Origin of the sequence: Pseudoxanthomonas sp. UTMC 1351, from assembly GCF_040948865.1 — a bacterium.
Classification (GTDB): domain Bacteria; phylum Pseudomonadota; class Gammaproteobacteria; order Xanthomonadales; family Xanthomonadaceae; genus Pseudoxanthomonas_A.
Map to the genome: position 1 here is coordinate 48,764 of NZ_JAVGJT010000030.1, position 25,385 is coordinate 74,148.

Annotated in this window: 36 protein-coding genes and 1 tRNA gene; 1 reads left to right on the top strand and 36 read right to left on the bottom strand. The window is 63.8% G+C overall.

The window, feature by feature from the left end:
• The 33 genes from AB6O04_RS17385 to AB6O04_RS17545 form a co-directional block, all read right to left on the bottom strand.
• Window positions 1–603 (bottom strand): YmfQ family protein, encoded by a 603-nt coding sequence (locus AB6O04_RS17385; RefSeq protein ID WP_368565481.1) that lies wholly within the window; start codon window positions 601–603, stop codon window positions 1–3.
• A complete protein-coding gene (locus AB6O04_RS17390) occupies window positions 591–1,646 on the bottom strand; it encodes a baseplate J/gp47 family protein (protein ID WP_368565482.1) in 1,056 nt (351 codons plus the stop codon). The genes AB6O04_RS17385 and AB6O04_RS17390 overlap by 13 nt, the downstream gene beginning before the upstream one ends.
• Entirely contained in the window at window positions 1,636–2,088 is a 453-nt protein-coding gene (locus AB6O04_RS17395) for a phage GP46 family protein (protein ID WP_368565484.1), read from the bottom strand. The genes AB6O04_RS17390 and AB6O04_RS17395 overlap by 11 nt, the downstream gene beginning before the upstream one ends.
• Complete coding sequence (locus AB6O04_RS17400; RefSeq protein ID WP_368565485.1) at window positions 2,088–2,621, bottom strand: phage baseplate assembly protein V; 534 nt, start codon at window positions 2,619–2,621, stop codon at window positions 2,088–2,090. The genes AB6O04_RS17395 and AB6O04_RS17400 overlap by 1 nt, the downstream gene beginning before the upstream one ends.
• The gene (locus tag AB6O04_RS17405; RefSeq protein WP_368565487.1) at window positions 2,618–3,676 is read right to left on the bottom strand and encodes a phage baseplate assembly protein; all 1,059 of its coding nucleotides are present in this window, start codon (window positions 3,674–3,676) and stop codon (window positions 2,618–2,620) included. Before AB6O04_RS17405 ends, AB6O04_RS17400 begins: the two co-directional genes overlap by 4 nt.
• On the bottom strand, window positions 3,666–4,865 hold the full coding sequence (locus AB6O04_RS17410; RefSeq protein ID WP_368565488.1) for a DNA circularization protein: 1,200 nt from the start codon (window positions 4,863–4,865) through the stop codon (window positions 3,666–3,668). The genes AB6O04_RS17405 and AB6O04_RS17410 overlap by 11 nt, the downstream gene beginning before the upstream one ends.
• The gene (locus AB6O04_RS17415; RefSeq protein WP_368565489.1) at window positions 4,865–6,652 is read right to left on the bottom strand and encodes a phage tail tape measure protein; all 1,788 of its coding nucleotides are present in this window, start codon (window positions 6,650–6,652) and stop codon (window positions 4,865–4,867) included. The genes AB6O04_RS17410 and AB6O04_RS17415 overlap by 1 nt, the downstream gene beginning before the upstream one ends.
• A gap of 117 nt (window positions 6,653–6,769) precedes the next feature.
• Complete coding sequence (locus AB6O04_RS17420; protein ID WP_368565490.1) at window positions 6,770–7,078, bottom strand: phage tail assembly protein; 309 nt, start codon at window positions 7,076–7,078, stop codon at window positions 6,770–6,772.
• A complete protein-coding gene (locus AB6O04_RS17425) occupies window positions 7,078–7,434 on the bottom strand; it encodes a phage tail tube protein (protein WP_368565491.1) in 357 nt (118 codons plus the stop codon). Before AB6O04_RS17425 ends, AB6O04_RS17420 begins: the two co-directional genes overlap by 1 nt.
• A 15-nt stretch (window positions 7,435–7,449) precedes the next feature.
• Complete coding sequence (locus AB6O04_RS17430) at window positions 7,450–8,907, bottom strand: phage tail sheath C-terminal domain-containing protein (RefSeq protein WP_368565492.1); 1,458 nt, start codon at window positions 8,905–8,907, stop codon at window positions 7,450–7,452.
• Window positions 8,904–9,131, bottom strand: coding sequence for a DUF2635 domain-containing protein (locus tag AB6O04_RS17435; protein WP_368565493.1), 228 nt, complete (start codon window positions 9,129–9,131; stop codon window positions 8,904–8,906). Before AB6O04_RS17435 ends, AB6O04_RS17430 begins: the two co-directional genes overlap by 4 nt.
• A 17-nt stretch (window positions 9,132–9,148) precedes the next feature.
• Window positions 9,149–9,706, bottom strand: a complete 558-nt coding sequence (locus AB6O04_RS17440) for a phage protein Gp37 (RefSeq protein ID WP_368565494.1) — start codon at window positions 9,704–9,706, stop codon at window positions 9,149–9,151.
• On the bottom strand, window positions 9,703–10,128 hold the full coding sequence (locus AB6O04_RS17445; RefSeq protein WP_368565495.1) for a gp436 family protein: 426 nt from the start codon (window positions 10,126–10,128) through the stop codon (window positions 9,703–9,705). The genes AB6O04_RS17440 and AB6O04_RS17445 overlap by 4 nt, the downstream gene beginning before the upstream one ends.
• A 12-nt stretch (window positions 10,129–10,140) precedes the next feature.
• Window positions 10,141–10,587 (bottom strand): hypothetical protein, encoded by a 447-nt coding sequence (locus AB6O04_RS17450; protein ID WP_368565496.1) that lies wholly within the window; start codon window positions 10,585–10,587, stop codon window positions 10,141–10,143.
• 40 nt (window positions 10,588–10,627) lie between these two features.
• Window positions 10,628–10,702: transfer RNA gene (locus AB6O04_RS17455), tRNA-Trp, on the bottom strand.
• A 6-nt stretch (window positions 10,703–10,708) separates the two neighbouring features.
• Window positions 10,709–11,662 (bottom strand): hypothetical protein, encoded by a 954-nt coding sequence (locus AB6O04_RS17460; protein WP_368565498.1) that lies wholly within the window; start codon window positions 11,660–11,662, stop codon window positions 10,709–10,711.
• Window positions 11,663–11,715: 53 nt separating this feature from the next.
• On the bottom strand, window positions 11,716–12,054 hold the full coding sequence (locus AB6O04_RS17465; RefSeq protein WP_368565499.1) for a DUF2190 domain-containing protein: 339 nt from the start codon (window positions 12,052–12,054) through the stop codon (window positions 11,716–11,718).
• A 93-nt stretch (window positions 12,055–12,147) separates the two neighbouring features.
• Entirely contained in the window at window positions 12,148–13,332 is a 1,185-nt protein-coding gene (locus tag AB6O04_RS17470) for a hypothetical protein (protein ID WP_368565500.1), read from the bottom strand.
• 778 nt (window positions 13,333–14,110) lie between these two features.
• Window positions 14,111–14,644 carry a phage virion morphogenesis protein gene (locus tag AB6O04_RS17475; protein WP_368565501.1) on the bottom strand — a complete coding sequence of 178 codons (534 nt, stop codon included), beginning with the start codon at window positions 14,642–14,644 and terminating at the stop codon, window positions 14,111–14,113.
• A complete protein-coding gene (locus AB6O04_RS17480; protein ID WP_368565502.1) occupies window positions 14,644–15,417 on the bottom strand; it encodes a phage minor head protein in 774 nt (257 codons plus the stop codon). The genes AB6O04_RS17475 and AB6O04_RS17480 overlap by 1 nt, the downstream gene beginning before the upstream one ends.
• Before the next feature lie 39 nt (window positions 15,418–15,456).
• Window positions 15,457–16,956: a DUF935 domain-containing protein gene (locus AB6O04_RS17485; RefSeq protein ID WP_368565503.1), complete on the bottom strand. Its 1,500-nt coding sequence runs from the start codon at window positions 16,954–16,956 to the stop codon at window positions 15,457–15,459.
• Entirely contained in the window at window positions 16,953–18,635 is a 1,683-nt protein-coding gene (locus AB6O04_RS17490; protein ID WP_368565506.1) for a hypothetical protein, read from the bottom strand. The genes AB6O04_RS17485 and AB6O04_RS17490 overlap by 4 nt, the downstream gene beginning before the upstream one ends.
• Window positions 18,635–19,186 (bottom strand): phage protein Gp27 family protein, encoded by a 552-nt coding sequence (locus AB6O04_RS17495; RefSeq protein ID WP_368565507.1) that lies wholly within the window; start codon window positions 19,184–19,186, stop codon window positions 18,635–18,637. The genes AB6O04_RS17490 and AB6O04_RS17495 overlap by 1 nt, the downstream gene beginning before the upstream one ends.
• Window positions 19,187–19,189: 3 nt before the next feature.
• Window positions 19,190–19,483, bottom strand: a complete 294-nt coding sequence (locus AB6O04_RS17500) for an ArsR family transcriptional regulator (protein ID WP_368565508.1) — start codon at window positions 19,481–19,483, stop codon at window positions 19,190–19,192.
• A complete protein-coding gene (locus tag AB6O04_RS17505) occupies window positions 19,480–19,851 on the bottom strand; it encodes a DUF2730 family protein (protein WP_368565509.1) in 372 nt (123 codons plus the stop codon). The genes AB6O04_RS17500 and AB6O04_RS17505 overlap by 4 nt, the downstream gene beginning before the upstream one ends.
• Window positions 19,851–20,093: a hypothetical protein gene (locus AB6O04_RS17510; protein WP_368565511.1), complete on the bottom strand. Its 243-nt coding sequence runs from the start codon at window positions 20,091–20,093 to the stop codon at window positions 19,851–19,853. The genes AB6O04_RS17505 and AB6O04_RS17510 overlap by 1 nt, the downstream gene beginning before the upstream one ends.
• Complete coding sequence (locus AB6O04_RS17515; protein WP_368565513.1) at window positions 20,077–20,283, bottom strand: hypothetical protein; 207 nt, start codon at window positions 20,281–20,283, stop codon at window positions 20,077–20,079. Before AB6O04_RS17515 ends, AB6O04_RS17510 begins: the two co-directional genes overlap by 17 nt.
• Window positions 20,280–20,975 (bottom strand): hypothetical protein, encoded by a 696-nt coding sequence (locus AB6O04_RS17520; RefSeq protein WP_368565514.1) that lies wholly within the window; start codon window positions 20,973–20,975, stop codon window positions 20,280–20,282. The genes AB6O04_RS17515 and AB6O04_RS17520 overlap by 4 nt, the downstream gene beginning before the upstream one ends.
• Window positions 20,969–21,646: a transglycosylase SLT domain-containing protein gene (locus AB6O04_RS17525; RefSeq protein WP_368565516.1), complete on the bottom strand. Its 678-nt coding sequence runs from the start codon at window positions 21,644–21,646 to the stop codon at window positions 20,969–20,971. Before AB6O04_RS17525 ends, AB6O04_RS17520 begins: the two co-directional genes overlap by 7 nt.
• The gene (locus tag AB6O04_RS17530) at window positions 21,643–22,029 is read right to left on the bottom strand and encodes a putative holin (protein ID WP_368565517.1); all 387 of its coding nucleotides are present in this window, start codon (window positions 22,027–22,029) and stop codon (window positions 21,643–21,645) included. The genes AB6O04_RS17525 and AB6O04_RS17530 overlap by 4 nt, the downstream gene beginning before the upstream one ends.
• A 198-nt stretch (window positions 22,030–22,227) precedes the next feature.
• Window positions 22,228–22,701 (bottom strand): hypothetical protein, encoded by a 474-nt coding sequence (locus AB6O04_RS17535; RefSeq protein ID WP_368565518.1) that lies wholly within the window; start codon window positions 22,699–22,701, stop codon window positions 22,228–22,230.
• A complete protein-coding gene (locus AB6O04_RS17540; RefSeq protein ID WP_368565520.1) occupies window positions 22,694–23,113 on the bottom strand; it encodes a Mor transcription activator family protein in 420 nt (139 codons plus the stop codon). The genes AB6O04_RS17535 and AB6O04_RS17540 overlap by 8 nt, the downstream gene beginning before the upstream one ends.
• Window positions 23,106–23,699 (bottom strand): hypothetical protein, encoded by a 594-nt coding sequence (locus AB6O04_RS17545; protein ID WP_368565521.1) that lies wholly within the window; start codon window positions 23,697–23,699, stop codon window positions 23,106–23,108. Before AB6O04_RS17545 ends, AB6O04_RS17540 begins: the two co-directional genes overlap by 8 nt.
• 50 nt (window positions 23,700–23,749) lie before the next feature.
• On the opposite strand from AB6O04_RS17545, the gene AB6O04_RS17550 reads away from it, so the two are divergent.
• Complete coding sequence (locus AB6O04_RS17550; RefSeq protein ID WP_368565522.1) at window positions 23,750–24,496, top strand: hypothetical protein; 747 nt, start codon at window positions 23,750–23,752, stop codon at window positions 24,494–24,496.
• A 2-nt stretch (window positions 24,497–24,498) separates the two neighbouring features.
• On the opposite strand, the gene AB6O04_RS17555 is transcribed toward AB6O04_RS17550, so the two are convergent.
• The 3 genes from AB6O04_RS17555 to AB6O04_RS17565 are packed head-to-tail and all read right to left on the bottom strand — an operon-like array spanning window position 24,499 to window position 25,385.
• A complete protein-coding gene (locus tag AB6O04_RS17555; protein ID WP_368565523.1) occupies window positions 24,499–24,924 on the bottom strand; it encodes a gp16 family protein in 426 nt (141 codons plus the stop codon).
• Entirely contained in the window at window positions 24,924–25,097 is a 174-nt protein-coding gene (locus AB6O04_RS17560) for a DUF2786 domain-containing protein (protein ID WP_368565524.1), read from the bottom strand. Before AB6O04_RS17560 ends, AB6O04_RS17555 begins: the two co-directional genes overlap by 1 nt.
• A gap of 3 nt (window positions 25,098–25,100) precedes the next feature.
• A complete protein-coding gene (locus tag AB6O04_RS17565) occupies window positions 25,101–25,385 on the bottom strand; it encodes a hypothetical protein (protein WP_368565526.1) in 285 nt (94 codons plus the stop codon).

Consider the following 25,385-nt stretch of genomic DNA (forward strand, 5'->3'; position numbering starts at 1 on the left):
TCAACCTCCTTTGAAATAGCCCGGCTTGATGTAGCCGGAACGGATATAGCGATTGGCGTAGCGCACGACCACGTGCGTGTGTGCCGGTCGGTAGCGTGCGATGAGGCATTCCAGGGCACGGTCCGTCGCCTCGTTGCCCGGCGGTAGTTGCGGCACATGCAGTACCCACACGAAGCACCAGGGATCGGTGTTGAGGGGATCAGTGCACAGGCTCGTGGCGGTGAACGGGTGGAATTCCTCGACCCAGGCGCCGGCGTAGCCCAACTCGTCGGCCAGTGCGATGTAATACGCCGCGTGCTGGCCGCCGACGGCGTTGAGCTTGGCCAGCACCGCCTCACGCCGTGCTTGCATCGTGTCCTCGCGCGGAAGGCAACCGTCAGGCAAGCCAAGCACGCGTTCCCAATCCGGCAGTAGTTCCACTGTGGTATCGGGCAGCGCCTCATCGATCAGATCGACTCCGCGCCCATCGACGCGGGCCAGCTCCTGCGCCAGCCCCGACAGCAGTCCGCTCCACACCGTGCTCAGTCGACGCGGCCACGCCGCGCCCTGGGGCAGCAGGGCCTGCAACTGTTCGCGATAGCGATCAGCGGTTACACGGTCCACGTGATCGCTCTCAACACAGGCATGTAGCCTGGCGGTGCCACGACGTTGCCTACCGGTGCATCGATGCGATGGTCCCGCTCGCCAGCGGCCAACGAGATGGCTTCGCCCAGATGGCTGGCCAGGATCGTGCCGCCCGGTTCGGCCTCGCGGCGGAACAGGTCGCGCAGCTCGGCTTCGACTTCGCCGCGCACGCTGGGCAGGTCCGGGGTCACCGCGATCGTCATGTCGATCGGGAACGCGATGGGGGCCAACACATAGACGCGCGCCGTGACCGGGCGCTTGGCCTGGATGTGGGCGGTGACGGCCTGCATCAGCACCGCATCGGGAATAGGATTGGCTTGGGCATCATTGACCACGAACACCCCGACCGTGCCCAGGCCATTGATAGCCGGCACCACCCAGGCACGGGTGACGCCCGACACTTCCAGCGCCCACTGCACATAGTCGTGGGCCGCGCCGCCTTGCGGCGGTGTGCTCAAGCGAAGCAGTAGTCGCTCGCGCAGCGATTCGTCGCTTTCAATCTCGGCGCCGCCGGCCAACCCCTCGGCGGCAACGAATGCTTCGGCCTGCACGCCGAGAATCTGCGCGGCGATCAGCAACCGCGTGCCAGGCGAACTGTTGCCCGCCGCGCCGGCCAGCTGCGCGACCACGGATAGCGTCACCGTGCCACCCGCCACGACACCTTCGGCGTCGGTGATAAAGGTGGCACCGTCGGAGCGCTGCAGCACCGTGCCGGCGGGAATGATCACACCGTTGTTGCCGTAGAAAGAAACCGGACCACTCGCCGCTACGGCCGGTTTTCGGGCCAGCTTCCACAAGGCCGCCCAGCGTTCCAGCACTTCCGCCTCGGCGGTGTCAGGAATCACCTGGCGCGAGATCCAATTCAAGAAGCCGTACAGGCCATGCGTGGCAGCGGCCAGCACGCGCGCCAGCACGCCCAGGACGGAGCGGCGCAAATGGGCGTCGGTACCCGTGAGATTCGCCTCCAGATCGGTGGCGATGCGCTCGTTCAGTACGGGCAACGTGGGACGGTCAAACGGCATGGGCACCGCTCCAAAAGGCATCGAATCGGAACTGCGCCGGTGGATGCCGCTCGCGGGCAATCTCGATCAACAGTTGGAGTTGCTCGTTGCCGACGTACTGCGCCTGTACGTCGATCGCGCGCGCCACGCCGTCGGTGACCAGCCAGGCCAGTGCCTCATAGGTGTAGTCGCGGGCACGTTGCAACGTCTGCGCGGTGCGCTTCTCGCGCGAGAGCAGCCACAGATGTGAGCCGATCTGATCGACCGTGTCGGCGTTGTAGGCATCGCCGAACCAGCCACGGCGCTGACCATCGGGAACCGTCGTCTCTTCTGGCGCGCGTCGATCGGTAAACAGACTGATGATGACCGCGGTCTCCAGGCCCGTATCGATGGCCAGATCGGCGCCGCTGAGCACCAGATCGCCCTGGCCGACGTGGTTGTCATAGACCAGACGTAGGTCCATCAGGACATCTCCTGCGTCGGTGGCGGCGTCTTGCCGCTGCCCGGCTGCACATTGATGTGGTCGTGATGGTTGTAGGTGTCGCGCATCTCCTGCATCGAGCCGGCCGCATCGCTAACGTGCTGGTCGCAGGTGATCGAACCGGCGACGTGCAGGTTGCCGGTGAACTCGGCTTCAGGGGCATCCACGCGCACCTTGGCGCCCGCTTTCACCTCGACGATGCGGCCACGTTTGAGCAGCAGGTAGTCGCCTTCGTCGGTGTACAGCGCGACCTCACCGGGTTGCAGGTCGCGCTTGCGGAAGCGGCGATCATCCACCGCAAGCACGACCAAGTTGGAGCGGGAGCCGCCGACCGCGACCGCAATCGCTTCGGCGCCGGCCAGCGGTACCGAAGTCAGGCCGTACTGCTGAAACCGCTGCACGGCCGCGCGGGCTTCATCGGCGAGCAGACTGACCTGCACCGTTTGCACTCCGGCACGGTCATCGACCAGGCGCACGATGGCGCGACTGATGAGCAGGCGCAGTTTGGCCATCATAGAGAATCGTCCTGTTCGCTTTTGCGCGGCTTCTTTTTGCCTGGCATCGCCATCAGGCTGTACGCCTCGATCGGGGTGAGCGTCAGCTCACTGCGCAGGCCTTGTTCGTCACAGATCAGCTCAACATCGCGAATCAACAGGTCGCGGTCGAGGCCGAGCGTCGGGGTGCGCAGCTGCACCGTGCGGTTGGGCGCCCACAGCCCGTGCGCGTGCCGCCAGCCTTGGACGGTGACAGTGGCGGTCAAGGCGCGGGCGGCGCGCACGTTAGCCTCCCATTGCGCGCGGCGTTGCAAGGCGGCTTGATCCCCTTCGTCTTCGGAAACCAGCAGCAGCACGCGTGGGCGGGTGACGCCGGCATCGGTGGCGGTGGCCTTCAGCGCGCTGGCCGCTTCGCCGAAAACCTCGTCATCACCGGTCTGCTGTCCCTTGAGGATGTAGCTCGCATAGCGCTGACTGGCATCGTTGCGAACCTCACCGCGCAGCAGGTTCTCACCTTCCACCAATGCCGTGCCAATGGCACCCTCGCCGGCCCGGCCAAGCACGAGACCGCCGATACCGTCGGACAGCAACAACACGCCACGCTGGCGGGCCGCCCGTTCCAGGCATTCAAACGCGCTTTCGCCTTCTTGGATCGCCCACGACGGAAAAGCAGCGCCCACCTCGGTCCGCGTGTGAACTGGGATGGCATAGGGCGCGGCCAAGTCGCGGGCAATCTGCGCCAGGTTCGCGCCACGCCATTCGCCCAGCTTGTGGCGAGCGGCGCAATCGACCAGGTCGCCGGTCGCATCGCGCCCGGCGATGGTGATGCTGTGGGCCCGCGCATCCAGTGACGGCGTGGTGCTGTCGACGTAGCCGGTGATCACGGTCTGGCCATCGATGACCACCGCCGCGCGATCACCGGTAAGAATCGTGCGCGGCATGTTCTGTTCGGGCCAGCGGTCGGTAACACGCAGCTCAAATTGTCCGGCGATCTCCTCCAGACTGCGGCGCACACGCATGCGCTGCCAACCGCCGTAGGCCGTGCCACGCACCACCAGTTGCAAGTCAGACGCCACCGGGCACCGCCACCGGCTGGCCACCGGGCACGAAGCCCGGCCGCGTCAGCGCGTTGTTATCGACGATGGCCTGCTCGCCGGAGGGGTCTAGATACAGGTCGTAGGCCAGCACCAGTGCCGGCAAGGTTTGCGCGGGCGTGTAGGTGCGCAGACGTACCAATGACATCGTACGTTGCTGCTGATCGCGCAAGGTGGCGGCGCGCAAGTTGCTCAGTGCTTGGAATAGTTCGTCATGCGGAGTCAGGTTGGCCACTGCATCCAGTTGCGCGATCACATCATCGCGTAGCGACTGCGCACTGTCGTGGTCGACGAATGCGACATCGTTCAGGCCATGCGCACGCTCAATCGCGGCCGCGCCGTGCACCTGCGCGATCAACGCATCTTGATTGGCGCGCTCGCGCTGTCGCGTAACGGTAGTGGTGGGCAATGACGGTAGACGGCGCACGAAGTCGGCCATCTGCGCCAGCGCACGGCTCGCGGTGCGGGCATCGTCGCCACCGCGTAAGCTCGCGTAGAGTTTCTGCAGGCGTCGTGCCAGCTCCAACGGTTGGCGCAGCAGCGCCGGTAGTTGTGGGCGCAACGCCGCCAGATCCGACCAGGTCAGATCGCGACCGCGACCCAATGCAGGCAGGACTTGGATCACCGCTTCGACCTGATCGAGGGCGGCATTGGCGGACGCCAGTGCCGACTCAAACGAGAACGCCGGTACCTGACGCACATCGAAGTCAGTGGCAAAAGCGTTTGCGGCGGCGACCTCGGCCTCGGTCGCGGCGCTGGCGACCGCATCGGCGGTGGCGATCTGCGCCAGCGGAAACACCAGATCGCCAGACTCGACCATGCCGAAGCTGATGCGCGCCATGCCCCCGTGGTCGGTGGACTCGGTGACTTGGGCGCCGCTTTCGTCGAGGCTGACCTGCAGCTCGCCGAAATACGGATGAACCAACCGACCCGACCCCGGCGCTTCGAGCGCGGCGATCAGCGCGTCGCGCCGTGCCATGTAGTCCGACCCAATCAGCACCGCTTCCAGGCGTAACGCGCGGGCTTTGCGACCTAAGTCTTCGACAAAGGGACGATCGCGCATCGGATATTCGTGCAGCACCACGCGACGGCCGAAGGTGCCGTTCGACGTGGTGACCTGAAAGGCGACGCCACGAAAGCTCGCCGGACGTAGTTGGTCCTGCCAAGCCATCAGTTCACCACCGAGGGCGGACCCATCATCCTGCCCAGGTTCGGAACCGAGCGCCGGGTGGTGACGTTGTGCAGCAGATCACCGCTCGCTGCACTGACCGTCACCTGGCCGCCTTCGACCTTTAGGTTGACATCGATAGCGAGTTTCTGCTGCTGGTCGGTAGCGCTGTCCTTCTTGAAACCATCGATCAAGTCGCTGATGAAGTTAAAGCTGGGCAACCCGCCACGGGTCATCCAATGGCCGCCTTTCGCTTCATTTTCTGCTTTCCACTTTGCGCTGAGCTCCGGAATGCCTTTGCCGAGTTCCTGGTTGCGTGGGTCTAGCAACATGCTGCTAGCCAGAGCGGTGGGCAGGGAGAAGCCGAGCGCACCTTTCCAGCCTCCTTTGCCGCCATCGGCAACGGGTATCGCCGCCGGAAGGCCCACGCCACTGAACACGCCCGGTGCGGCACCCACCACGAATACGGGCGCGGCCAGGCCGGCTTTTTCCAGTGCTTGGCCTGCCATGACGCCGCCGCCCAGGCTGGCGGCGCCGCCGGACAATTTGCCGAGCAGGCCTTTACCCATCTTTCCGCCTGCGTATAGCGCCGCGAGCGAAACGGCACCAGCTGTGGCGACTTCGCCGCCAGACAATTCCAGGCCGCCTTGGTCCTTCTTGTCCATGGCGAACTTCGACAGGCGGGTGAAAGCGCTATTGACCGGCTGGGCGAAGGCATCTCCCACTGCACCCATGCGTTCGCGCAGCTTGTTGGCCTGAGCGACGCCATTATCCATGGATTCGTCGAAATCGCGCTTGAAGGTACCGCCGGCTTTCATCGTTTCTTCGGCAATCGCCAAGATGTTCTGCAGGTTGCCGCCTTCCAGCGCCTGAGTAATACCGATGATCGTATCTTTGTCCGCCTGGCCGAAGGCCTTGGTGACGAACTGGAAGCGATCGCGGTCGGTCGTGAGCGTGTCGTACTTTTTCTTGATGTCAGCAATCACTTCCAGCGCACCGCGCCGTTCGCCCTTGGCATCGAAGAACGTCACGCCGGTGGCCTTCTCGGCATTGCGCATGTAGTTGGCGTCGGTGAACACCGCCAACGTACTATTGACCAAGGTGCCCAGGCGATCCTTGGTCGTGGCAGTACCGAAGCCTTCGTACACCGCCAAGGTTTCTTCGAAGCTCAATCCCGCCTTCTTAGCGTTGGCCGCTGACGCGGCAAACACAGCCGACAGATCTCCCACTTCCACCACGCCCAAACGACCGGCCACGGTCATCTTTTCCAGCAGGGTCAGCGCTACTTCCGGCTTGGACAGGTCGAAGTCGAAATGGGTCTGCGCCATCTGCAATGCGCTAACCAACGTGTCTGCTTCCTCGCCAGTCACGCGCATCGCGGTGTTGATGGCCCCAATGGTGGGCAGCGCTTCGTCATAGTTCAGACCACCGGCGGCCAGGCCTCCGAAGCCCTTCATCAGGCTGTCGAACGCGATGCCAGTCTCGCCTGAGAGTCCTTTCAGCTCCTTGCGCAATTGCTGGGTCTGTTCGACGGTTAACCCAGCGGTCTGCTTGATCAGGGTCAGCTGTTGGTCGATCTTGGCCGACTTCATGACTTGTGCTGCCACCCCGACACTCACCCCGAGCGACGCCAAACGTCCAGCGGTGGTATCAGCGAACTTGCGCAAATCGGCAAACTCGCGCTTGACCCCGGCGGTGAATCCTTTGGTCTTGGCGCCTGCTTGCGTGAGGCCACGTTCCCATCGCTGGGAATCCAGTTGCAGTCGCGCGGCGAGGATGAGATCAGACATGGAGGGATTCGATCAGGGCTTTTAGGTAGGCGTTGAATTCGTGTTCCGGTAGTTGCCGCTGCACCTGCGGCGTCCAACCGGTTTTGCTCGCCAACAGCAGCTCGGCCTGGAGCCGGTTTAGTCGCCGAGCTGCTCGTCTTCCCCCTCGCGGTCGAGTTCCTGCTGGACGGTCAGCAAACGCGACAGATCGGCGCCTTTCAGCTTGCTGATCATTTCCAGCGTGAACGGCCCCTGGAACGTTCCCATGCGCACCAGTTGGCGCGCCACGAGTGCGGCGCGGTAGGTCATGGGACGTGCGCCGGTCGCGTCGCCTTCGGCGGCGAAGTAGTCGCCCGCCAGTGCTTCGCGCAACTCGAATTCCTTATGCACCTGTTCGCCCACCTTCAGGCCGTGTACGAGCGTTCCGGTTTTGGTCAAACGTTCCATCAGATGATCTCCTCGGCGGGCGGGCCTTCGTAAACGAGTTTCGCGGTGCCGGCACCGGAATCCACGACCGGCGTATCCACGGACCAGGCGCCAGCGATCGACCAGATCTGGCCGGTGTCGCCTTCAAAGGTGATCGGCACGTCGCTGGCATGCAGGTCGGCGACCGAGATGCCGCTGCGGATACTGACGCTGACCTCGACCCGCGATTGTTTCGGCGTCTGGGTGTACCCCAACACTTCGTTGGCGCCGATCTGCGTGGTGCGAGCATCCCCGCCGATGTCGATGGTGGCGCCGGGCATCGACTCCAATCGGGAACCGTTGACGATGAGAATGGCCTTGCCTAAACGTTGACTCATGACGTTGTCCTTGAGTTACAGCAAAAATTGCACCTGCGCGGCAATGACGCGCAGCTGGTTGATCAGATCCGGTGGGAACAGCACGTCGACGCGGTTGGGATCGTTGGCGTTGCGCTCGACGATCAGATCGGATTTGAACTGATCGAAGTTCTCGACCAGACCGGCGCGCTCCATCTCACGGAACAGCTGCTGCAGTTCGGCGCGGATCAACTTGGGCGTGGCGACGGCCTGGCCGGGGCCGAACCAGGTGCCGTCGTTGGCCAGCTTGTGCCGTGGAAACCGATCGGCGATGCGCTGGCGCACCGCCGTGCGCACATAGGCCAGCGTGCGCATCGTTTCGATGTCGAGGTAACTGGTGTCCGCATCACCTTGCGGATTGACTTGATAGGTGGTGATCAGACGTTCGATGCGCACCACGCCACCGTCGTCGACCCGCAGCGTGCTGATGCCTTCGTGCAGCAGCACATCGCGCTCTTCGCGCGTGGGCCGCGCCGATTCGATTGGGGCCAGGCACCCGGGCAACGCCAGTGTCTGGCGCGGGCGGGCCGGATCGGGCTCGGCGGCATCGATCGCGGCCGTCACCGCCGCTACCACCCAGGCCGGGGTCGGCGACATGCCGGCGCCCACCAAGGTGAGATGTTTGCTGTTGCGGCTGTTGCCCAGCGTGGTCATCGTGGCCAGGGTGCCGGCGGCGCCCGCGAACGCCTGGCCTTCGCGCTGCACCATCGGTCCCCAGCGACGCTCCAGTTCGGACTCGATTGCGGTGAGATTGGGCGCATCCAAGTAGGGAACCACCCAGGTGTCATACAGATCATCGCCCAGTGCGGCGATAGCCGCGCCAACACCAGGATTCTCGGTGCCGCCGGTCACGGGCGTGATCGCGACCGCCACACCGGGCGGCAGCGATTCGCCGAAGCCGTAGTTGACGCGCAAGTCGAAGTCATTACCCACCGCGCCCTTGTGACGAAACGCGACAGCACAGCGGTCGGCATTGGCGATGGCACTAACCGGCAGAGCGGTGTAGCCATTGATGGCGGTCGCCGCCGCCGCCGCGATCTGCGCAGCGGTCATGCCGACGCTCACGCTAACCGGAAGGCGCGCGCCCCCCACGTACAACACCAGCGTGCCAGCGCCTGTAGCCGAACCGGTAAAGTCGAACGCGCCGGCCGCTGCGACGCCGGTGGCGTCATCGTCCAGCGCGATCGCGAAGGTGTCGGTGGTGCGATTGGCCGCCTTCAATGCGGCAATCATCACCGCCAGCATCGAGCCGCGACCGAACGCATCCTCGGCCTGCGCGACCGAGAGCATGCGGGTCGGTGTGTTCACCGCGACCGTGCCGGTTGGCAACTTCTGTCCTATCACCAGGATTTTGTGCGACGCCGGTGGCAGACCCTGGGTGGCGCGGGTGGCATCGATTTCGATGAAAGCACCCGGTGTGCGGATGCCGACGGGAATGCCGTTGAAACTGATCATGACGCCTCCGGTGCGGTGGCCGGTGAGACCGGCGCGGGCTTGGTTTTGAGGTTGGATTTACGAGCCAGGACGGCAGGGCGCCGGACGACGTCGCCTTCCTGCAAGCGGCGCAGCCAGTAGCTGCTCAAGGGCATCTCGGCGCCCTCGACCGGCAAGAAACGCAACGTGGTCGGATCGGCGACCAACAGGCCGGGCTTGGGAATGAGGTGGGCAGTGGCGGACACGAACGGTTCCTGGGCGGCTATTGCGGCAGCACGACCACGTCTTCGGCCTCGGGGCGACCATCGGCCGGCGCGGCATCAAGCGTGCTGTTGAAGGTAAGAAAGGCATCGAGCGGATCTGTGCCGCCGGGCGGCGGCGCGGTGATGGTCATCGGCAACGAGAAACGTGCGCCGTAGATCGCCGCGCCTTGTTCCTCGATCGCGGCGGTAAACAGGTTCTCAATGGCTTCAAAGCGAATCAGGCCAACTCCAGGCACCTGGCGATCGTGAAATAGCGGCACCGCGGTCTCGATGATTTCGTAGGCGCCAATCTCGCGACTATCGCCATGACGTCGGGCGCGCTCGCCGCTGGCGTGCGCGGTGACGGCCAGCAGGACCCACTGCGAACGGATGTCGGTGCTCTGGTCCATCGCCGCGCCGCCACCGAAAACCACGAACAACCCCGGTGCCAGGCGCAGGATGCGTTTGAAGGTCTCGCTGTCCCAATCGGCCGGCAAGCTTTCAACGGTCCTTAGATGCGTCCCAAAACGTGCTTTTGCGATATCGATAAACGCCTGCTCAATCTGCGCGATGCTCATCCGACGTAGTCCTTGAGCGTGCACCGATTGAATACCGGGGCCGGCGAAACAAAGGCCGGGCTATCGGCGGATGGCGGCACCTGGCCACTGCTGTCCGTGCCCAACTGCACGGTGCCCTTGGCGACCATCTCCAAGAACCGGATCGCCGCCTCGTAGCGCTTGACCACGTACTCGATGGGTCGATCGTCGTAGAGGTGATAGCGTGCGATGTCGCACGCCAGGCGCTGCAAGGTGAGCGGTACCGGCGACAACGGCAGCGTGTAACGACCGGCCAAGTAGCTGTCGATCTCCGCATCGGCATCGGTCAGCTTGTCCGCGATCACCGCTGCATCGATCGCGCCGGTGTTGGCGCGATCGCTGAGCTGGATGATTTCGGTTTCGCCGAAGCGGCTCACCAGGTCATCTTGCGTAGCGTAGGTCACGATGTCCCAGCCTTAGCGCGTCTTGGACTTCGGCGACTTGCCGGCCGCTTTCGCAAGCTCGACCACCTTCGCTGCCGCTTGATCGGCCACGGTTTGCGCGGCCGCCGCTTGCTCGGCTGCGATCCGATCCGCTTCGACGCGTTGCGCGTGCTCTTGGGCAATGCGATCGGCTTCTGCGGCATCGGTCGCGATCCGATCGGTCGCCGCTTGCTCGGCTGCCATGCGATCTGCTTCGGCGCGTTGTGCCTGTTCCTCGGCGATGCGTGCGGCTTCCACCTCCTCGGCGCGCAATCGTGCGGCTTCGCCTTCATCGAGCGGCGCCTCGATCGAATTCAGACCAATCACACCGGCGGCGAAGTATTCACCCACCTGATCGTCGTCCAGCGGGACGAACGCTCCGGGCTTGACGACGACACCGGCGAACTTGAACGGCATCAGGATGGGATAGCAACGCTGCATGGTGTGCCTTGGGGAGTCGAGCGAATGAAGAGAAGAGAAGTGGCACGTCAGGCAGGACTTGAACCTGCAACCTGCGGTTTTGGAGACCGCCGCTCTGCCATTGAGCTACTGACGTGTTGCGTTATGCCGGCGCGCCGGCGTTCTGAATCAAGTAGCCCGCCGTCATGCCGCTCAATACGGGTGTGGCGTCGTTCGACACCGGATACACCCACGATTTGATGTTGTTCTCGTAGTACGGCTGATTCACCGACGGCATCCCGGTGATGGCATAGGTGTAGCCGTAGCTGGGTTTGGCGGTGCTGCGGCGGCCGTTGGATTGCTCGGGCGATACGTAGGCCACGATCACGTCGTCGCCCCAGACATCACCAAAGTCATCGTTCTGCCCTGACGCGGAGACGGCTTCAGCCACCACCACTTCTTTGATGTTCCACAGCTTGGCCAGGATCTCGGTCGTGACGCTGTCACGGCCGGTGTATTTGATCCGCTCCAGAATCTTGGGGTTGAATTCGCATGCAGCGAATGCGGTCGCCGACAGCACGACGATATTGGGGCGGACGCCGATCGATTTGCGGACCGCTTCCTTAGCAGCGGCGATATCAGCCGTCGGATCGCCATTGGCACCGGTCCAACGATTCGGACCTACCAATACGTTCAGATGGTTAACGTCGTAGTTGGCCGGATTGCGCGCAATATCCGCGCACTCGCACTCGTGCTCCAGTTCCTGCACATCGAGCACAACATCAACGCTGTCAGCCGCTAAATCAACACCGGGCACTTGCAACGCGTCGTTCTGATTTTCCTCGGGCACGAGGGCTTCGAGCGACTTGGGGACGATCGCGTAAGGCTTGCCGGCATAGCCGAAGGTGATGCGCTTGGTGGCCGAGCCGGGCGCACGTTTGGAGTTGTAACGGCGGAATGCCTCTTTGCCGAATTCCAGCACCTGGCCGCCATAGGCTTTGACGAAGGCCACGGGGAACAACTTCTTGGCGACATTGCCGGGGCGGACATAGCCACGCGCGTGTTCGGACAGGATCGGATCGAGAACGCGGGATTGGGCGGTGGTTTGCTGGGTCATAAATAGGCCTTGGAATGAAGAGTGAAGGCAGCGCGCCGCGCAGGGCGCGCGCGTCAGTTCGGCAGCAGGAGCACTTCGATGCGATCGCCATCGGCGGTCGCGGCTTGTTTGGCGCGGGCCACCGCGATGCCAGCGGCCAGCGGCACTGCCTTGCCGTCCGCACCGACTTCAAGCAGCGCCTCAGCGGCGATCGGGGCACCGGCCGTGACCACCGTGGTGCCGAGCACGTCGTACGGGATCAGCTCACCGGCGATCGTGACTTGCGAGACGGTCACGCCAATCGCATGGCTGGCGGCAGCGGCGAGCTGGGCGTTGGGGCCCAGGAACCGTTCGGCCGGCAATGCGGCGGCGGCGGCGATCGACAAGGTCAACAACGAAATTTTCTGGGTCACGGCACACGCTCCTGCGCCAAGCGCAATGAGAGAAATTGAGAGAAATGAAGGAGTGAGAGGAAAGTGAGAGAAACTGAAATAAATCGAGAGCAATCAGCCGCCGACGGCCTTGACCGCCGCGAGGAAAGAGGTGCCCGGGTGCTGGGCCCGGTAGGCGGTCGCCTTGGCGTGCAGTGCCATCTGGGCCGCATCCACCAGCGCGCCGGGCGGCGCGGCAAAATCGACCGTCACCGCCACGTCAACCGCGCCGGACTTTTCGGAGAAGTCGATGCGCGGGGGCATCGCATCGAGCAGGCCGCGCAGCAGCGCGGCAGCGGGCGACTCGACCGTGGCATCGCCATCGGAAAACGACAGCGGTGCATCGTCGGCCGGCAAGGCCAGCAACAGCTCGACCACCGGCGTCTTGTCCTTAGGTAGCAGCTTGCCGGCCTGGATCAGACCCTCGGCAAACGACACCGCATCGGTGCGCAGCGCGGCTTGGGCTCGCGCGGTGACTGCGGCCTGATCGGCAGCGAGTCTGGTCTGCCCCTCGATCAGGGCTTGCTCGCGTGCGGCAAGTTCAGCGGTTCTCTCGGTCACATCGGTATCCTCGGGGGTGATGGGGTCGTCGGTGACGGCGGGCGCGGCATACGCCGTGGTGGTCGGCGACGGCTCGCGCGCGGCCTCACGGATGGAATCGATCTGGTGGACCGGGATCAGCGCGTTGGCCTTATCCAAGCCGTCCGTTTCGATCAGGCGGTCACGCAGGCCGCGAAACAGATCGGCGATCGAACCCAGCGCCCACCAGCGCACGCTCTCGCCGAGCGCGAACTCAAAGCAGTCGTCATCGGCGGCAAAGTTGAAGTCGCGCAATCCCGTCACGGCCGGCACGGCGGCGCCGAGAAACCCGACGTGGCGCAGATACGTTTTGCCTGGCGTCGGGTTGTTCTTGGCATTCTTCGGGTAGAAGGACGCCGAACGCTTCTTGTAGCGCCCGGCATTGACGGCTTCGGCGAACTTGGCTTCGACCTGGTCGGGCACCGCCACCAGCCGGTCGCCTTCGACGCGCAGCGATTGCACCCAACCGTGGGCCGGGCCGTTGGTTTCGGGGTGACCGATGACCAGCGGCGCCTGGCCAACGGCGGGGTCATAGGCCTGGGCGATGTCGGCCAGGTCAGCCGCAGTAAACGCGTGTTCCCGGCCGTGCATGTCGACGAACCGGCCGACGCGCAGGATCTCGATCGGCGGGGCGGCGGCGGGGGAAGCGAGCGTCGCTAGCGGGGAGGCATGCTGTGTCATGCCGCCAGCTTCGGGCTCGGGCGACTGGCATTGGGTTTAGCGTGCGCTAAAGGCTTCGGCCATGGCGACATCAGGCGCGGAGGCGTTGATGCCGAGGGCTGCCGGCACCCTGCCGGGGCAGGACCTACCCTACCGATTCCAGGGCCGGTTCGGCAAATCGGCGCCCGAGGCGGCGAGTCACCGGGCGGGGACCCGCTTTAAAACCGCTTTTAATCGACGCCAGCGCGCCGACCCGGGGGGCAGCGCCCCCGTCGGTCGTCCCAGCGGGCCGCAGAGCCCTCCTGGGGCGACTGCGGCGGTGCCCTCTGGGGCACGATCTTTGCCCTTATGGCGAATTGTGGCCACCGGCAGGATGGGGGTAGTGTCGCTTTGGGGTTTGGGACACCCCGTCCACCTCCCAACCGTCCCCAGCCGGGCGCCGCACCCCTCTTCCCCGTATCCCCCGGGGACCGTGCGGACCCGCTACCCCGGCGTGTACTTACCGCCCGGCTGCCTTTCCCCGATCACGGCTGCGCCCGTGCTGCGATGCCGTTGCGCAGAGGACGGCGATCCCGCGCGGCTGCGGCGATTGCCCATTGGGGCAACGATCTTTGCCCTCCTGGCCAATTACGTCACCGATAGGCAGAAGGTAGCGTTGCCGGGCGGCGTTGGGGACACCGCGCTAACACGTCACTTTCCCCCGGCCGGGCGTCGCATTCCTATCCCCGTGGGCCTTCGGGGCGGTGTGGATGGACCCGCTACCTTGGTGTGAACGACCACCCGGCCGCCTTTTCCTCCGTCACGGCCGCGCCAGTGCCGCGATGCCCTCGCGCAGGATGGCGAGAATCTCGATGCGATCAGCCTGGCTGAAGCCCACGAAGGGGCGCGCGGGCAGGAACATCGCGCGCGCATACGAGCGCACCGTCCAGGATGACACCGACAGCCGCCCGGTCCGGCTGGTCTTGCGGCGCGTGCGCCGATGGGACGGAATGTTGACCATCTCGCGGATGCCGAAATGATGCGCAGGACCATAGACCACGTTGGTGCCGGCCTCGGCGTATTGACTGGTGGCGTGCCAACTCAGCGAGCGGAAGAGTCGATTGCTGTCGCGCAGGGTTTGCCCACCTTCGGCTTGCGCGCGCGCACTCGGGGTCCAGGGCGTGCCATCGGGTCCGGCTTGAGTGCGAAAGCGCATCTGCGTGCTGGTTTTCATATAGCGGCCGATGCTCTGCATGATGGAGAGCGCGCCGCCGCCGCGACCGCCGACGAGCTGACGCAGCCGTGTCATGGCCGCGTGCACCTTGGCATCGTCCAGGGTGATCGACGGTTGCATCAGCTGCCTTCCGCAAAAGCGGCGCGCTTTTCGGCCAACCGCAGGTCCAACTGTGCTTGGCGTTGGCGACCAGGGTTGTAGTCGAAGCCCGCGTCGATTCCCAGCGGCACCTGCATCACCTCACCGCTACGGGTGTTGATGACTTCGCGGCGCTTCACGAGCGGTGCGGTGTCGGGACCGTCCCGATCCATGGCGCGCAGATCACGTGGGCCGAGCTGGATCACGCTGCACCGGCAGTTCCAGCCATTGGGGGGCCGGTGCGTGTTCCACCAGGGATCGTCCCAGCGCAAGACCAGCCCGTCCCAAGCGCGATGCTGTTCGCGGGTGCGGGTGTCATCGACCGCGTCGTACATCAAATAAGGCGCGCTATCGGCAGTGGCCTCGATTTGCGTCCACTCGCCGGCCGAATAGGCCGTCATCATGTTGGTGCGGAAGATCGTTTCCAGCCGGCGGGCACTGCCCAATTGCACCAGGCGCTTTTCGCCGGATGACGGATCGGCCTGCTCGCGCTGACCCCACCAACCGGCCTTGATCAGGATCGGCTCCAACTGCTTTTTGAATTGCGCCAGTGTCTGCCCTTCGGCAATGGCAACATCGACGGCGTCGCGCACATCCGCCAGCAGGTCCAGGTCGGCCATCTTGGCCACCGTGAAGGCGAGTTCGTGCTCGGCGGCCCACTGGTCCTGCCACGCGAAGGTAGTGCGCAGACCCTTGGCGCGGAAGAAGCGCAGGGCATCTTCCGGAGATACATCAAAGCCCGATTGAATCGTCATCTGCAAAACATCGGCTTCGGACGGCGTGGGTTGTTCATGTCACGCATCCTTGGGAAGTTGTCCGAAAAGGTTCGAGGCGAAACCCGCTCGCGTGAGCGCATCGACAAACGAGTCGGTGGGGTCGCTGTCGGCCAGCTCGATCACGCGTTCGCGGAACGATGCCAAGTCGGTACTCTGATCGAGCAGCACTTGCAGTTCCTTGACGCGCGGTCCGATGAGTCGAGGCCATCGCGTGCCATAGCGATCAGCGCTGGTGATGATCGTGTCCAGCCGTCCTTGCGCCTCGGCTTTGGCGGCGGTGATCGAATCCGGTTCGGCAAAGGCCGACGCGGTCGATTCGTCGCCGGCGCCGGTTGGCTGGCCGGAACGCGATGCCGGTGTATCGAGTTCCCAATGGTTGCCGTAGGTTTCCTGGATATAGGCCAATCCTGGCTTGAAGCCCATCGCCCTCACCTTGGTATCGCGCTCGGCCATCTGGTTGGCGTCTTCGGGTTCTTCGATCACCCGATACACGCGCGGGGGCTGGGCCCCGGCGAAGTTGAACTGGGTCAGCCAGGTGGCAGGACCGAGGTTGAAACTCTCGCAGATCAAATCGGCATCGGCCTTGACGATGTCCTGGCGCACGTCCATATGCACCTCCGCCTGTGACCGGCTGCTGCCATCCTGGCTGGTCATGGTCTGCCCGAGGATGGCCTTGGCGATGGTCTCGTCCATCGTGTCGTGCAGGGTCTTGTAGTCGGCGGTGCCGCTGCGCGCGGTTTCGAGCAAGTCGATGGCCATGCCCTCCGGACAGATCACGCCCGCATCGGTGCGGATCGCCATCAGCGCCTGCAGCAACTTGGCTTTTTGGTCCTCGGTGGCCGCGTTCGGATACTTGCCGATAGCCGTGGGCGCGGCGAACTTCTCCAGGAACGTCAGCCAGAACGCGATGTCGTTACGCTTGAACAGCGCGGGCCAATAGCACCAGTGACCCAGGCCAACGCCATAGGGTTCATCGTCGTGGTCGGCGCCCGTGGCCAGATGCCAAAAGTATGGTGCAGGCGCCGGTTCGCCGTCGTACGGCTTATGCGGCGTGATCAAGCGCAAGGCACCGGCCGCGTCGAAGCGGAAGCGGCGGCGATTGCGGACTTTGATCTGTTCCCAGCCGAGCAGACCACCTTGCACATTCCAGATCAACTCGGCCGCGCTATAGCCGTAGAGCACGCCGTACAACATGCGGTCGGTCACCCGGTCCCAGCCAATGCGGGTGAGTTGCAGCCGCAGATGCTCGGCGGCCTTTTGATCGATGCGCCGGTCGCTGGCGGCATCGACCTGCCACTCGCAGCTGGTGACCGCATTGCGGCGTTGCTCGAAACACGCTTTGACCTGCGGTTCGGAGAGCACCTGTTCGTAGATCAGCAGATCGTTGCCGCCACGCTGCTGCAGCACGCGATCGGTCGGCATCAGCATGCCGGCGGTGTAGGGCCGGGTGATATCGCGTCCATCGCCCGTGGTCGCTATCTCCAAGCCCGGCATCGGGCGGGCGATCGTCTCAGTCACAAGAAGCCTCCAAAATCATTGCGGCCGGCGACCGTGCCAAAGCCCACCTGTGTGGTGGCGACCCGGGTGCCGGTGAAGTCGTTACTCAGACGCTGAGAGGCCTGTGTGCCCGCCGACTGAAAGTCGATGGACGCACTCAAGTTGAGAGAGGCGTACCAGCCCATGGCCAGAGCGATGGCGAAGTCGCCATGGCGCAACAGGTCCGGGTCCTTGGTGTCCTTGGTTTCAGCCTTGACTACCATCGCGATGCCGTCGATCTCTTCGATGGCACGAATGTCGTCGGCCAGCACGGCATCACGCGGCAGGTCGATGGTGTGATCCTCAAAGGCCTGGGTTAGCTTGGGCATCCACATGCCGTACCAACCGCGATTCAAGTTGATCTGGTGAATCGCGGTCCCGAATTGATCGGCGGTGTACTCCGCCAATGTCTGGCCGGGTCCGGTGGCATCCATCGCGCCGCCGCTGAAGCGCGGCAGCCCGGTGATGACCGCCCACAGAATTTGTTGCTGCTGGCGCGTGGGCACCCGGTGCATTTCGATACCAAACGGCATCGTGCGTCGAAGTGTCGGGCCAATCTCGAACGGGGCGATCGTGGAAAAATGGCGGTGACGTGCGAAGTCCTGGCCAAACACGTGCCGCAGATCGCGATCCAGGCCGCGCAGCAACGGCGACAGGTGGCGGTGCATCCACTCCTCGCACCAGGCATCGCGCTCATGTACCGGCTTAGCCGCGAAGTCATCGCCCAGCGCCAGGCGCAAGATCGGGCGCTCCTCACGCATCGCCTCATCGATCCATATCCCGGGAATGCACACCCCGCTTCCATCGCGCGGAATCACGTCCAGTTCCTCGCGCATGGCCGCCTTGCGCACGCCATAGCCGTTGCGGATCTTCGCGTACCACTTGCGCTTGTCCTCGGCCGTGGCCGGCTTGCCTTGCATCAGCTGCGCGCGTTCGTACAGGCCGTTGGCCACCGCGTCATCGAAGGTCACCCGCAACACCGCCACGTCCTCGCCGTAGCGACCGGCTTCCATATCCAGCACCATCTGGTTGAAGGGATTTCGCTTGCCGTTGTGACTGGAGATGATCACGATCGAGCCGCCCCAGATGAGCAACGCGGTGGCGGCATCGAGCACGCCCTGCACGTCGGGATGGAACGCAGCTTCGTCGATGACGACCTTGCCCTGCAAGCCTCGAATATTCGCCGGGCGCGAGGACAGGGCGACCACTTGGAACCCGGAGGAAAACCGAATGCGGTAGGAGGTGATCTGGCGACTATTGCCACGTTCGTCTTGATCCTCGAACAGGAACTCCTCAATGTTCGACACGCCCTGGTTCTGCGCCTGCGCGATCACGCGCGCGAATTTGGCGCAATAGCCGATGAACTCCAGGCCTTTTTCCTTGGTGTCGCCGATGTAGAACACATTGCTTCCACCGGCCGACTTGCGGGAGGCCGCAATAAGAGTGTCGTCGAGGGCTTCGCAAAAGGTAATTCCCGTCCGGCGCCCTTTGGGACAGATCTTGATCGAGGTCCGTATCGACAGCCACTGAACCTGGTGCGCCATCAAGATGCCGGCCGCCAGCGGATCAAAACCCGCTGGCACCTCGCGCACGCTGGCAGGCAGCTCATCCCATTCGACGATTCGCACGGTGCTGGTCAGCGATTTGACGGCGCTGGCCATTAGCCGACGCCCAGGAATTGCTTGCGCCAGAAGTTCACCTGCGCGCTGTCCATGCCTTGCTCCGTCGCGATTCTTTCCAGGTTCTCCGATTGCTCACGCTGTAGGCGCTCGCGCGCCATGCGTTCGATCTGCTGGCGCTCTTTCAAGTTGGCCTGGCGCGCGCCAATCACATCTTTCGCGGCCCGGGCCAGCTTGCGCACATCGTCAATGCTCGGTTCCTCGCCATCGACCTGGGCCCGCAGCGCGGCGTCGGTGGCCAGGGTGGTGATCGATTGCACCAGCAACGCCCCGGCGCGGTCATCCGGGGATTCGCCCAACTCTTCCACCACCACGCGCGCGGCCGCATCGATCGCGCGCATCTTCTCCAGCATCGTCTCCTGCTGCACGCTGTAACGGTGCAGGCTGGAGCGGCTCGGTACGACTTGGGGACCGTGCTTCTCCGCCACGTAATGGCGCATTTCATCGAGCGTAAAACGTCCTTTTCGGATCAGCGTATCGATGGTGGTGCGTACCGCTTCGGGCCCGCGCTCGATGTTGCTCTTGCGGGCCATGGCTCACGCGCCCGGACGGGCGACGCCCGGCACAACCACGCGGCCTTGGGCCACGTCGTGGCCGCGCTCGCTCAGCGTGGCCAACAACACCGGCCCCAGATCGTCCAGGCGCACCAAGTCCTGCTCGGCCAGCCAGGCCAACTGCGTGCGCACATGATCGCGGCTCACGCTATGGCCGAAGCTGTCCATCGCCACCGCCAGCACGCTGCTGTTGGCCTTGTAGCCCAGCTGCTCGGACAGGATGCGCAGCAATACCAGGCGCCGATCTTCGAGCAAGCGTTCGGCAAAGGTTTTCATCGGTTACGCTCCAACAAGTGATTCTCGATTCGTCGCATGGAATCCATCGTGACGCGCGACCGCTCGCTGACCGTGGCCACATTGGCGCCGATCGTCGCCAGCTCCCCGCGGATCTGTTCCAGGTCGTCGTGGGTGGGCAGACCTTTGACCTTTTCCTCCATCACGCTGATGCGCTTGTCCAGCTCGCCGTCATGCGCTTTGCGCGAGGACGCCTCCGATAGCTGCTTATCCGTCAACGTCTGTAGACAGGCATTGACCCGGGCAAAGCGCGTGTCTCGCTTGGAGCTGAAGAACAGAAAGACGTTCGTGGCCACACTACCCACGAGCACCACCGCGTTGAGCCATTTGAACCACAAGTCGACGTTCATCAGCGGCCTGCGCGAAAGTGGCCGGATTCGAGTCCGGCCGCGCACTCGGTGCAGTGCTGCGTGCGCGGACACGCCAGCAGACGTTCGGGGTCGATCGCCAATCGGCACTCACGGCAACGCGCCACGCGCGTCGGATCGCGGTCACACAGGTGATCGAGGACGCGCTGCTCTTGCAGCTGCATTTCAAATCGCGCCATCGCACGTTCATCCTCCGCATTGGCGCGGTCAGCCTCGTCGGCCACTGGGGTGCTCCTTGGCGGTGATCACATCGTCGAGGTCCTGCGAACAGGCGCCTAGCACGCGCGCGTGCATCTCGATCAAGCGGCGGTCGGCCGCCGGTGCGTTTCGACTTTTGGCAGTCAGCTGCGTGATCTGCCGGCGCCACTCATCGCGCAGTCGGATCGCGTCTTTGAACAGGTCGCGCGGCTTCATGCGCGCGGCATGCCGATGCATCCAGTCCGGCCGCCTCGACCGCTTGGCAGTACCAGTGCCACGCGGTCCTCTGCCATTCGTCGAACGCCGCTAGCAGACTGCCGTTGCGAGCGCGGCACGCGTGGTACAGCGCCGTCACCGCGTCGTGGTTGCCGATCAGGGTGCCGGGCCGGCTGTCGGGCGCCAGCGGAAGCTCCGGACACGGCGTGCGTTGATTGGCTTGCAGGCTCGGGGGTGGCGGCGTCGGCGCTGGGGCCTTGATTGCTGCGGTTCCAGTGCTGCAGGACGTCGTCGCCCAAAGGCTGATCGCGCAGATCAGGACGGCGCCCGAGCAAGTCGGCCAGCGCGTCCCGTTGTTGCGTGGCGAAGTGGCGGTTCTGTGCAAAATGAGTCTCCAAGGTGGTGGCGATCGCATTCATGCGTTCGGTGGCTTGGTCGTAGGCCAGCACACTGTCCACGCCGTGCTGCTGCAACTGGCGTGCGGTGTGGGTCAGCTCGTCGATCGTCTGGCGATCCGCCTTACGCTCGGCGCGCAACTCGGCATTGGTGCGCAACGCGTGAGCGCCCTGCTCCCAACGCAAGCCGGCCCAACCGCCGCCGCCGGCAGCCAGCAACGCGACAGCGAGCATGGCCCAGCCGAAAGCGGGCAATACACCGGCGCTTTGTGCCGCTTTAAAAAGGGCTTTCAACATGCCGCGCTCCCTGGCCAACCGGCGGCGCGGTAGGCGGGTTCCAGACGTAGCAAGATGCGGCGCGGGTAATCGGTGTTCTCGGTGTGCGCCCAACCGGCGCGTACCCGGTATGGCTCCACGGCACGCCAGGCGTTGCCGTCGACGCCGGCGGCGGCGGCTTTGCGTCGCTCTTTCATGAGCCAGCCTTCACCGCCGTTGTAGGCGCGCAACGTGTAGGCCCAACGCGAACACGCGCTTAGGGTAGAGCCGGGCAACTGCGTCACGCGTGCATGCAGCCAAGCGTCGTAGCAGGCGATCGCGCGCAGGCTCCAGTCCGGGTCCCAGGGATCGGCGACGCCGACCGCCGGGCACACGCTCGGCAACCACTTCGCGGTCGCGGGCGTGAACTGCGCCATGCCGTTGGCATAGGGACTGGCGGCGTCGCTGCGCCAACCACTCTCCTGGTGAATCTGCGCGGCCAGACGCGCCACCGGCGCATCCAGGCCAAAGTTGCGTGCGGCTTCGCGTTCCAGTCGCAACCGGTAGAGCGTCGACACCGTCGGGATACGCACCGGCTGCAGGCCTCGTTCTGCGGCGTGTACCGGCTGCGGCGTGCAGGTGCTGAGCAGGGCCAGCACGGCCAACATTATGCCGACGGCATAGCCAGCGAATCGCTGCGACCGCCGCGTCACGGGATCATTCCCCCGGCCAGGATCGCGGCGGCTACGATCAGCGCCCGGCGTTTCCATGCGGCGCCCCTGCTGATACCCACAAGCGCGTGCGGACGATCTTCCGGTCGGAAGCACAGGCGATCGGCCCAATAGCCCAGGTAGCCGCACAAGGCGATCTTGCTGACGCCCCAGAATGCCAATCCCGCCTTGGCCGGATTCAGCCACAACACCACCGCGAAGGTGGTGAGAAAGATCAGCAGCAGTGGCCAGCCGCGCAGTAGGTCACCGCACTTTGTCCAGGCCACTCGGGCCTTCGATGGCCAGCGCGCTACCGCCCACACCAATACAAGCAGGGCGAAAGCCGCTGCGTAGAGCAACATCGATACGTCAAACCACTTCCACATGCCCGGCTCCTTTAAGGAAGAAGCCGGCGACAGCACAAGGGGGAACTGCCGCCGGCTAACGTGCCGACGGCATACGCTGGGCCGTCGACACGGCGGGATGATTTCGGTCAGCCCGCATGAGCACAATGCGCGCGGGCGCGAGGTCGATGTGATTAGCGCACGCTAAAGAAGAAGCCCCACACTAGGCGGGGCTTGAACTTACTGAATATCGAACCAGGTAGATGTCTCGGATTGAGCGCTTTCGTCCAGGCAGGCACTTACACACGGCCGCTTGACCACGGCCACACGATCCGGCCGATCACCACCGAGTTGGAACTGACAATGATGGCCGGTCGCGTAGTAAGCGTACGGCATGTCCTGCAGCGGGTTCGCTATCACAATATGGACGTTAGTCAATCCCGCACGCTCAACCACCTCGTCAACCATCCAATCCGCAGGGTACCGTCGCAGACCAGGACAGGCTGCGATTACCCTCTCAACGGCGGCACGGTCTTCGTTGCTGTAGAACTCAAAACGATCCCACTGCGCCTTAGCAGGTGCCTTGTCGTCCGAAGAAGACCACACAAAAAACGCCAGGGCTACCCCACTGATGAGGATGATCTGCCATATCCACTCTGGCGTTTTGCTTTTCGCTTCCTCTTCGCTTTCCATCATCAGGTACCGGTCATTCAAACAAACGGCCTTGCATCTTACGCAAGTGCAGCGCCTGCTGTTGCCGCAGTATCCGATAGATCTGATGTACTCCCAGGCCGTATTCCAACGACAGCGGCTCAATGCTGCCGGCCTTTGCGCGCCGAAAAATCTCGGCATCGCGTAGCGCCAGCAGCAGGCGGTCGCCTCGGGGAATGTACAGCGGACGGCCGCCGAAGTACTCGGCGACGGCCGTAACGGTCGTGACTGCCATGGTAAAGGCTGCCTCGTTGCTGGCGCCGCGACGCGTCTGGGCGGCTTCGATCACGCGCAAGAGATCAACGAGCATCGGTGCCCAGCGCCGCTGCGGGAGGGGAAGGTCGCCATCGGCTTCCAGAAGCGCCTGCAGGGCTTCGTGCGAAACTTCGCCAAACAGATCGGGGGATTCAGGCATCGGGAGGTCCGTACTTCTTGCGGGCTTCGGCGCGCAGGCGCGCGGCTTCTGCCGGCTCCATGCCGAAGCCGACCTGCTGTTCGATCCAAGTGAGCTGATTTTGTAGCTTCGATTCGTTTGATGGGGCAGCCTTTTGGACACGGGGTGTAAGATGCTTTCCCTCGCGTGCATCCGCTTCGCGCTGACGCTCGGCGACGGCGTCGGCCTTGTCCGCCAGCCCATACGCAACAGCGCGCAGGTAGTTATGGTTCTCCAGCGGAAGCGATAGCGACGCCCGCTGCGTAAGCATGGTTTCAATACCCGCTGTCCACGTCAGCGCCGTTGCCGGGCGGTGAACGCCACTGCGCTCGTCCTTACAAACGGTGCCGACAGCCACTAATGCAACCAGGTCTTGCGTGATCTTGACTGCCCGCGCCATGCGCAGCGCAGTTTTGGCCGGTTTGAACAGGCCTAGATAGCTGATTACAGCGCGACCTAATTCTGGCGGCATATCGGCGAGCAGTGCGGCCAGGCGTTTCCCATCGTCCTCCACGAAGAAGGCGGACAGGTGCGCTTGCGCGCCGCAGTCGGGACAAGTGGCGCGCATTAGATGGCTCCCGTACTCTGTCGATCTGAGCGAAAGACGGAAACAGCGTGATGAACGATTGGATAAGAAGGAGACCAATAATCGCGATCTCCATGGCTTGCGTGGTTGTAGCCATTGGACTGGGTATCGCGTTTGTTTTTCACCGTTACGAGATTATCGACTTCACCAGGAAGATCAGCTCCGACGATGCTCAGATTGCGAGCACGCAGGCGGCATGGTTTCAGGCGGTGTTCTCGGTCATCGGCATTTTCGCTGCCGTAGGCGTAGGACTGTGGCAGTCCAAGGAAGGCCGAAAGCTTGTTCAGGAAGAAAGGGGCCGACGCGAGATCATCGAAGAAAACGCGGCTTACCGGCGCCGGATGGTGTATGGCTCGATAATGATGCGTACTCTCATCGCAATTCATGAGGAAGCCAAGCGCCGTCGCCCAGATGCAGAGCGGCAGCTGGAGAGGTATACCAAGATGGCGGCTGGACCGATCAGGCCCGAGGCACTTGAGCCGTATCTTCGCCCGTTCCTGCTCACTTCTGTTGAGCTTGCGCCCGCTGCTGACGATGTCGCTGAGCGCTTTGATCTTACGGTTGCCATTGAGGTGACCAGCGCTCTCGATTCGGCCTTTCATTTCAACCGCGCCTTGCGGAACCTGATAAATGGCAACCAAGCCAAAAGAAGCGTGCCTTCGGAAGATGTGGTTGACGCGTTCAGCGAACTTCAAGATCGGCTTACGGACGTTTTTCGCAAAACCGAAAGCGCTATCCATCGCTTGGGCAATACGTATGGCGTCACAGGAAACGAGTAGCATCAGCGTCCCTTCCGAGAAGCGTCCGTCTGCAACGCTGCAACTAGGCGGTGCAACTGATCGTGGTTGAGCCACTGCACCCGCGCAACCTTGAACATGTGATCGGCCATTGCGTGCGCATAGGACCAAGGGCGCTTAGCACCAGTCAGCAACGCTTCCACCTTGCCAAGCATCGGCACCTGATCCGTGCTGGCTGGTCGGCCGGGGTAGCGCTTACGGCGCTCCTGGCGGTCGACGTCCTTGAAGCCTAGACGCACGAATTCCGCGATGACCGCATTGCGCTGCGCCATCGTCATTTTGGCCGACGACGCTTCGCCGCCTGTCCGCAGCAGCAGCGAACGATAGGTTTCTTCATCCAGGCCCAATTGCTTCTTCGCCACATGGATGCGGACGATCTGCTGTTGGCGTAGGTCGCTTTCGGCTGCCATCACAGAAGTTCCAGCTGAGCCGCGTGACTTCCGCTTACGGCGATGCTGAGCCGGTCTCCTCTGCCCATCAACGCACGCGCCTGGCGCAGCGCTGTGGCCGACTCCGTCGGATTGGAGGAACCCGCCATGCGAAGGCATGCCGGGATTTTTCGGAGGGCTTGATCGCGGTTCAATGCTCAGTCCTTGTCGATGAATCGAACAATCTGCGGGTTTTCGGCGAGCCGATCCAAGCGCCAAGGGAATACGTCGCCACGCAAAGCGATGTATTCGAGCGCGCGCGTGACGATGACCAGGTCTTCCATCTGCCCGCCTTCGGCCGGGCGGCCGGTGTCGCAGGCGGGACTGCCGCCGTCCACATAGGTCGTCCGGCAATACATCTCCACGTCGCTGCGCACCGCGCTGTCGGCAATGGTCAGCGCCAGGTTGAGGGTCCGCATGCTGTGTCCGCTCTGATCGGTCAT

Bases quoted from the DNA above. Each gene is read 5' to 3' on its own strand.
- AB6O04_RS17390 (WP_368565482.1), bottom strand. From the start codon at position 1,646: ATGCCGTTTGACCGTCCCACGTTGCCCGTACTGAACGAGCGCATCGCC.
- AB6O04_RS17395 (WP_368565484.1), bottom strand. From the start codon at position 2,088: ATGGACCTACGTCTGGTCTATGACAACCACGTCGGCCAGGGCGATCTG.
- AB6O04_RS17400 (WP_368565485.1), bottom strand. From the start codon at position 2,621: ATGATGGCCAAACTGCGCCTGCTCATCAGTCGCGCCATCGTGCGCCTG.
- AB6O04_RS17410 (WP_368565488.1), bottom strand. From the start codon at position 4,865: ATGGCTTGGCAGGACCAACTACGTCCGGCGAGCTTTCGTGGCGTCGCC.
- AB6O04_RS17415 (WP_368565489.1), bottom strand. From the start codon at position 6,652: ATGTCTGATCTCATCCTCGCCGCGCGACTGCAACTGGATTCCCAGCGA.
- AB6O04_RS17420 (WP_368565490.1), bottom strand. From the start codon at position 7,078: ATGGAACGTTTGACCAAAACCGGAACGCTCGTACACGGCCTGAAGGTG.
- AB6O04_RS17425 (WP_368565491.1), bottom strand. From the start codon at position 7,434: ATGAGTCAACGTTTAGGCAAGGCCATTCTCATCGTCAACGGTTCCCGA.
- AB6O04_RS17430 (WP_368565492.1), bottom strand. From the start codon at position 8,907: ATGATCAGTTTCAACGGCATTCCCGTCGGCATCCGCACACCGGGTGCT.
- AB6O04_RS17440 (WP_368565494.1), bottom strand. From the start codon at position 9,706: ATGAGCATCGCGCAGATTGAGCAGGCGTTTATCGATATCGCAAAAGCA.
- AB6O04_RS17450 (WP_368565496.1), bottom strand. From the start codon at position 10,587: ATGCAGCGTTGCTATCCCATCCTGATGCCGTTCAAGTTCGCCGGTGTC.
- AB6O04_RS17460 (WP_368565498.1), bottom strand. From the start codon at position 11,662: ATGACCCAGCAAACCACCGCCCAATCCCGCGTTCTCGATCCGATCCTG.
- AB6O04_RS17470 (WP_368565500.1), bottom strand. From the start codon at position 13,332: ATGACACAGCATGCCTCCCCGCTAGCGACGCTCGCTTCCCCCGCCGCC.
- AB6O04_RS17475 (WP_368565501.1), bottom strand. From the start codon at position 14,644: ATGCAACCGTCGATCACCCTGGACGATGCCAAGGTGCACGCGGCCATG.
- AB6O04_RS17480 (WP_368565502.1), bottom strand. From the start codon at position 15,417: ATGACGATTCAATCGGGCTTTGATGTATCTCCGGAAGATGCCCTGCGC.
- AB6O04_RS17490 (WP_368565506.1), bottom strand. From the start codon at position 18,635: ATGGCCAGCGCCGTCAAATCGCTGACCAGCACCGTGCGAATCGTCGAA.
- AB6O04_RS17495 (WP_368565507.1), bottom strand. From the start codon at position 19,186: ATGGCCCGCAAGAGCAACATCGAGCGCGGGCCCGAAGCGGTACGCACC.
- AB6O04_RS17500 (WP_368565508.1), bottom strand. From the start codon at position 19,483: ATGAAAACCTTTGCCGAACGCTTGCTCGAAGATCGGCGCCTGGTATTG.
- AB6O04_RS17505 (WP_368565509.1), bottom strand. From the start codon at position 19,851: ATGAACGTCGACTTGTGGTTCAAATGGCTCAACGCGGTGGTGCTCGTG.
- AB6O04_RS17515 (WP_368565513.1), bottom strand. From the start codon at position 20,283: ATGAAGCCGCGCGACCTGTTCAAAGACGCGATCCGACTGCGCGATGAG.
- AB6O04_RS17520 (WP_368565514.1), bottom strand. From the start codon at position 20,975: ATGTTGAAAGCCCTTTTTAAAGCGGCACAAAGCGCCGGTGTATTGCCC.
- AB6O04_RS17530 (WP_368565517.1), bottom strand. From the start codon at position 22,029: ATGTGGAAGTGGTTTGACGTATCGATGTTGCTCTACGCAGCGGCTTTC.
- AB6O04_RS17540 (WP_368565520.1), bottom strand. From the start codon at position 23,113: ATGCCTGAATCCCCCGATCTGTTTGGCGAAGTTTCGCACGAAGCCCTG.
- AB6O04_RS17545 (WP_368565521.1), bottom strand. From the start codon at position 23,699: ATGCGCGCCACTTGTCCCGACTGCGGCGCGCAAGCGCACCTGTCCGCC.
- AB6O04_RS17550 (WP_368565522.1), top strand. From the start codon at position 23,750: ATGAACGATTGGATAAGAAGGAGACCAATAATCGCGATCTCCATGGCT.
- AB6O04_RS17555 (WP_368565523.1), bottom strand. From the start codon at position 24,924: ATGGCAGCCGAAAGCGACCTACGCCAACAGCAGATCGTCCGCATCCAT.
- AB6O04_RS17565 (WP_368565526.1), bottom strand. From the start codon at position 25,385: ATGACCGATCAGAGCGGACACAGCATGCGGACCCTCAACCTGGCGCTG.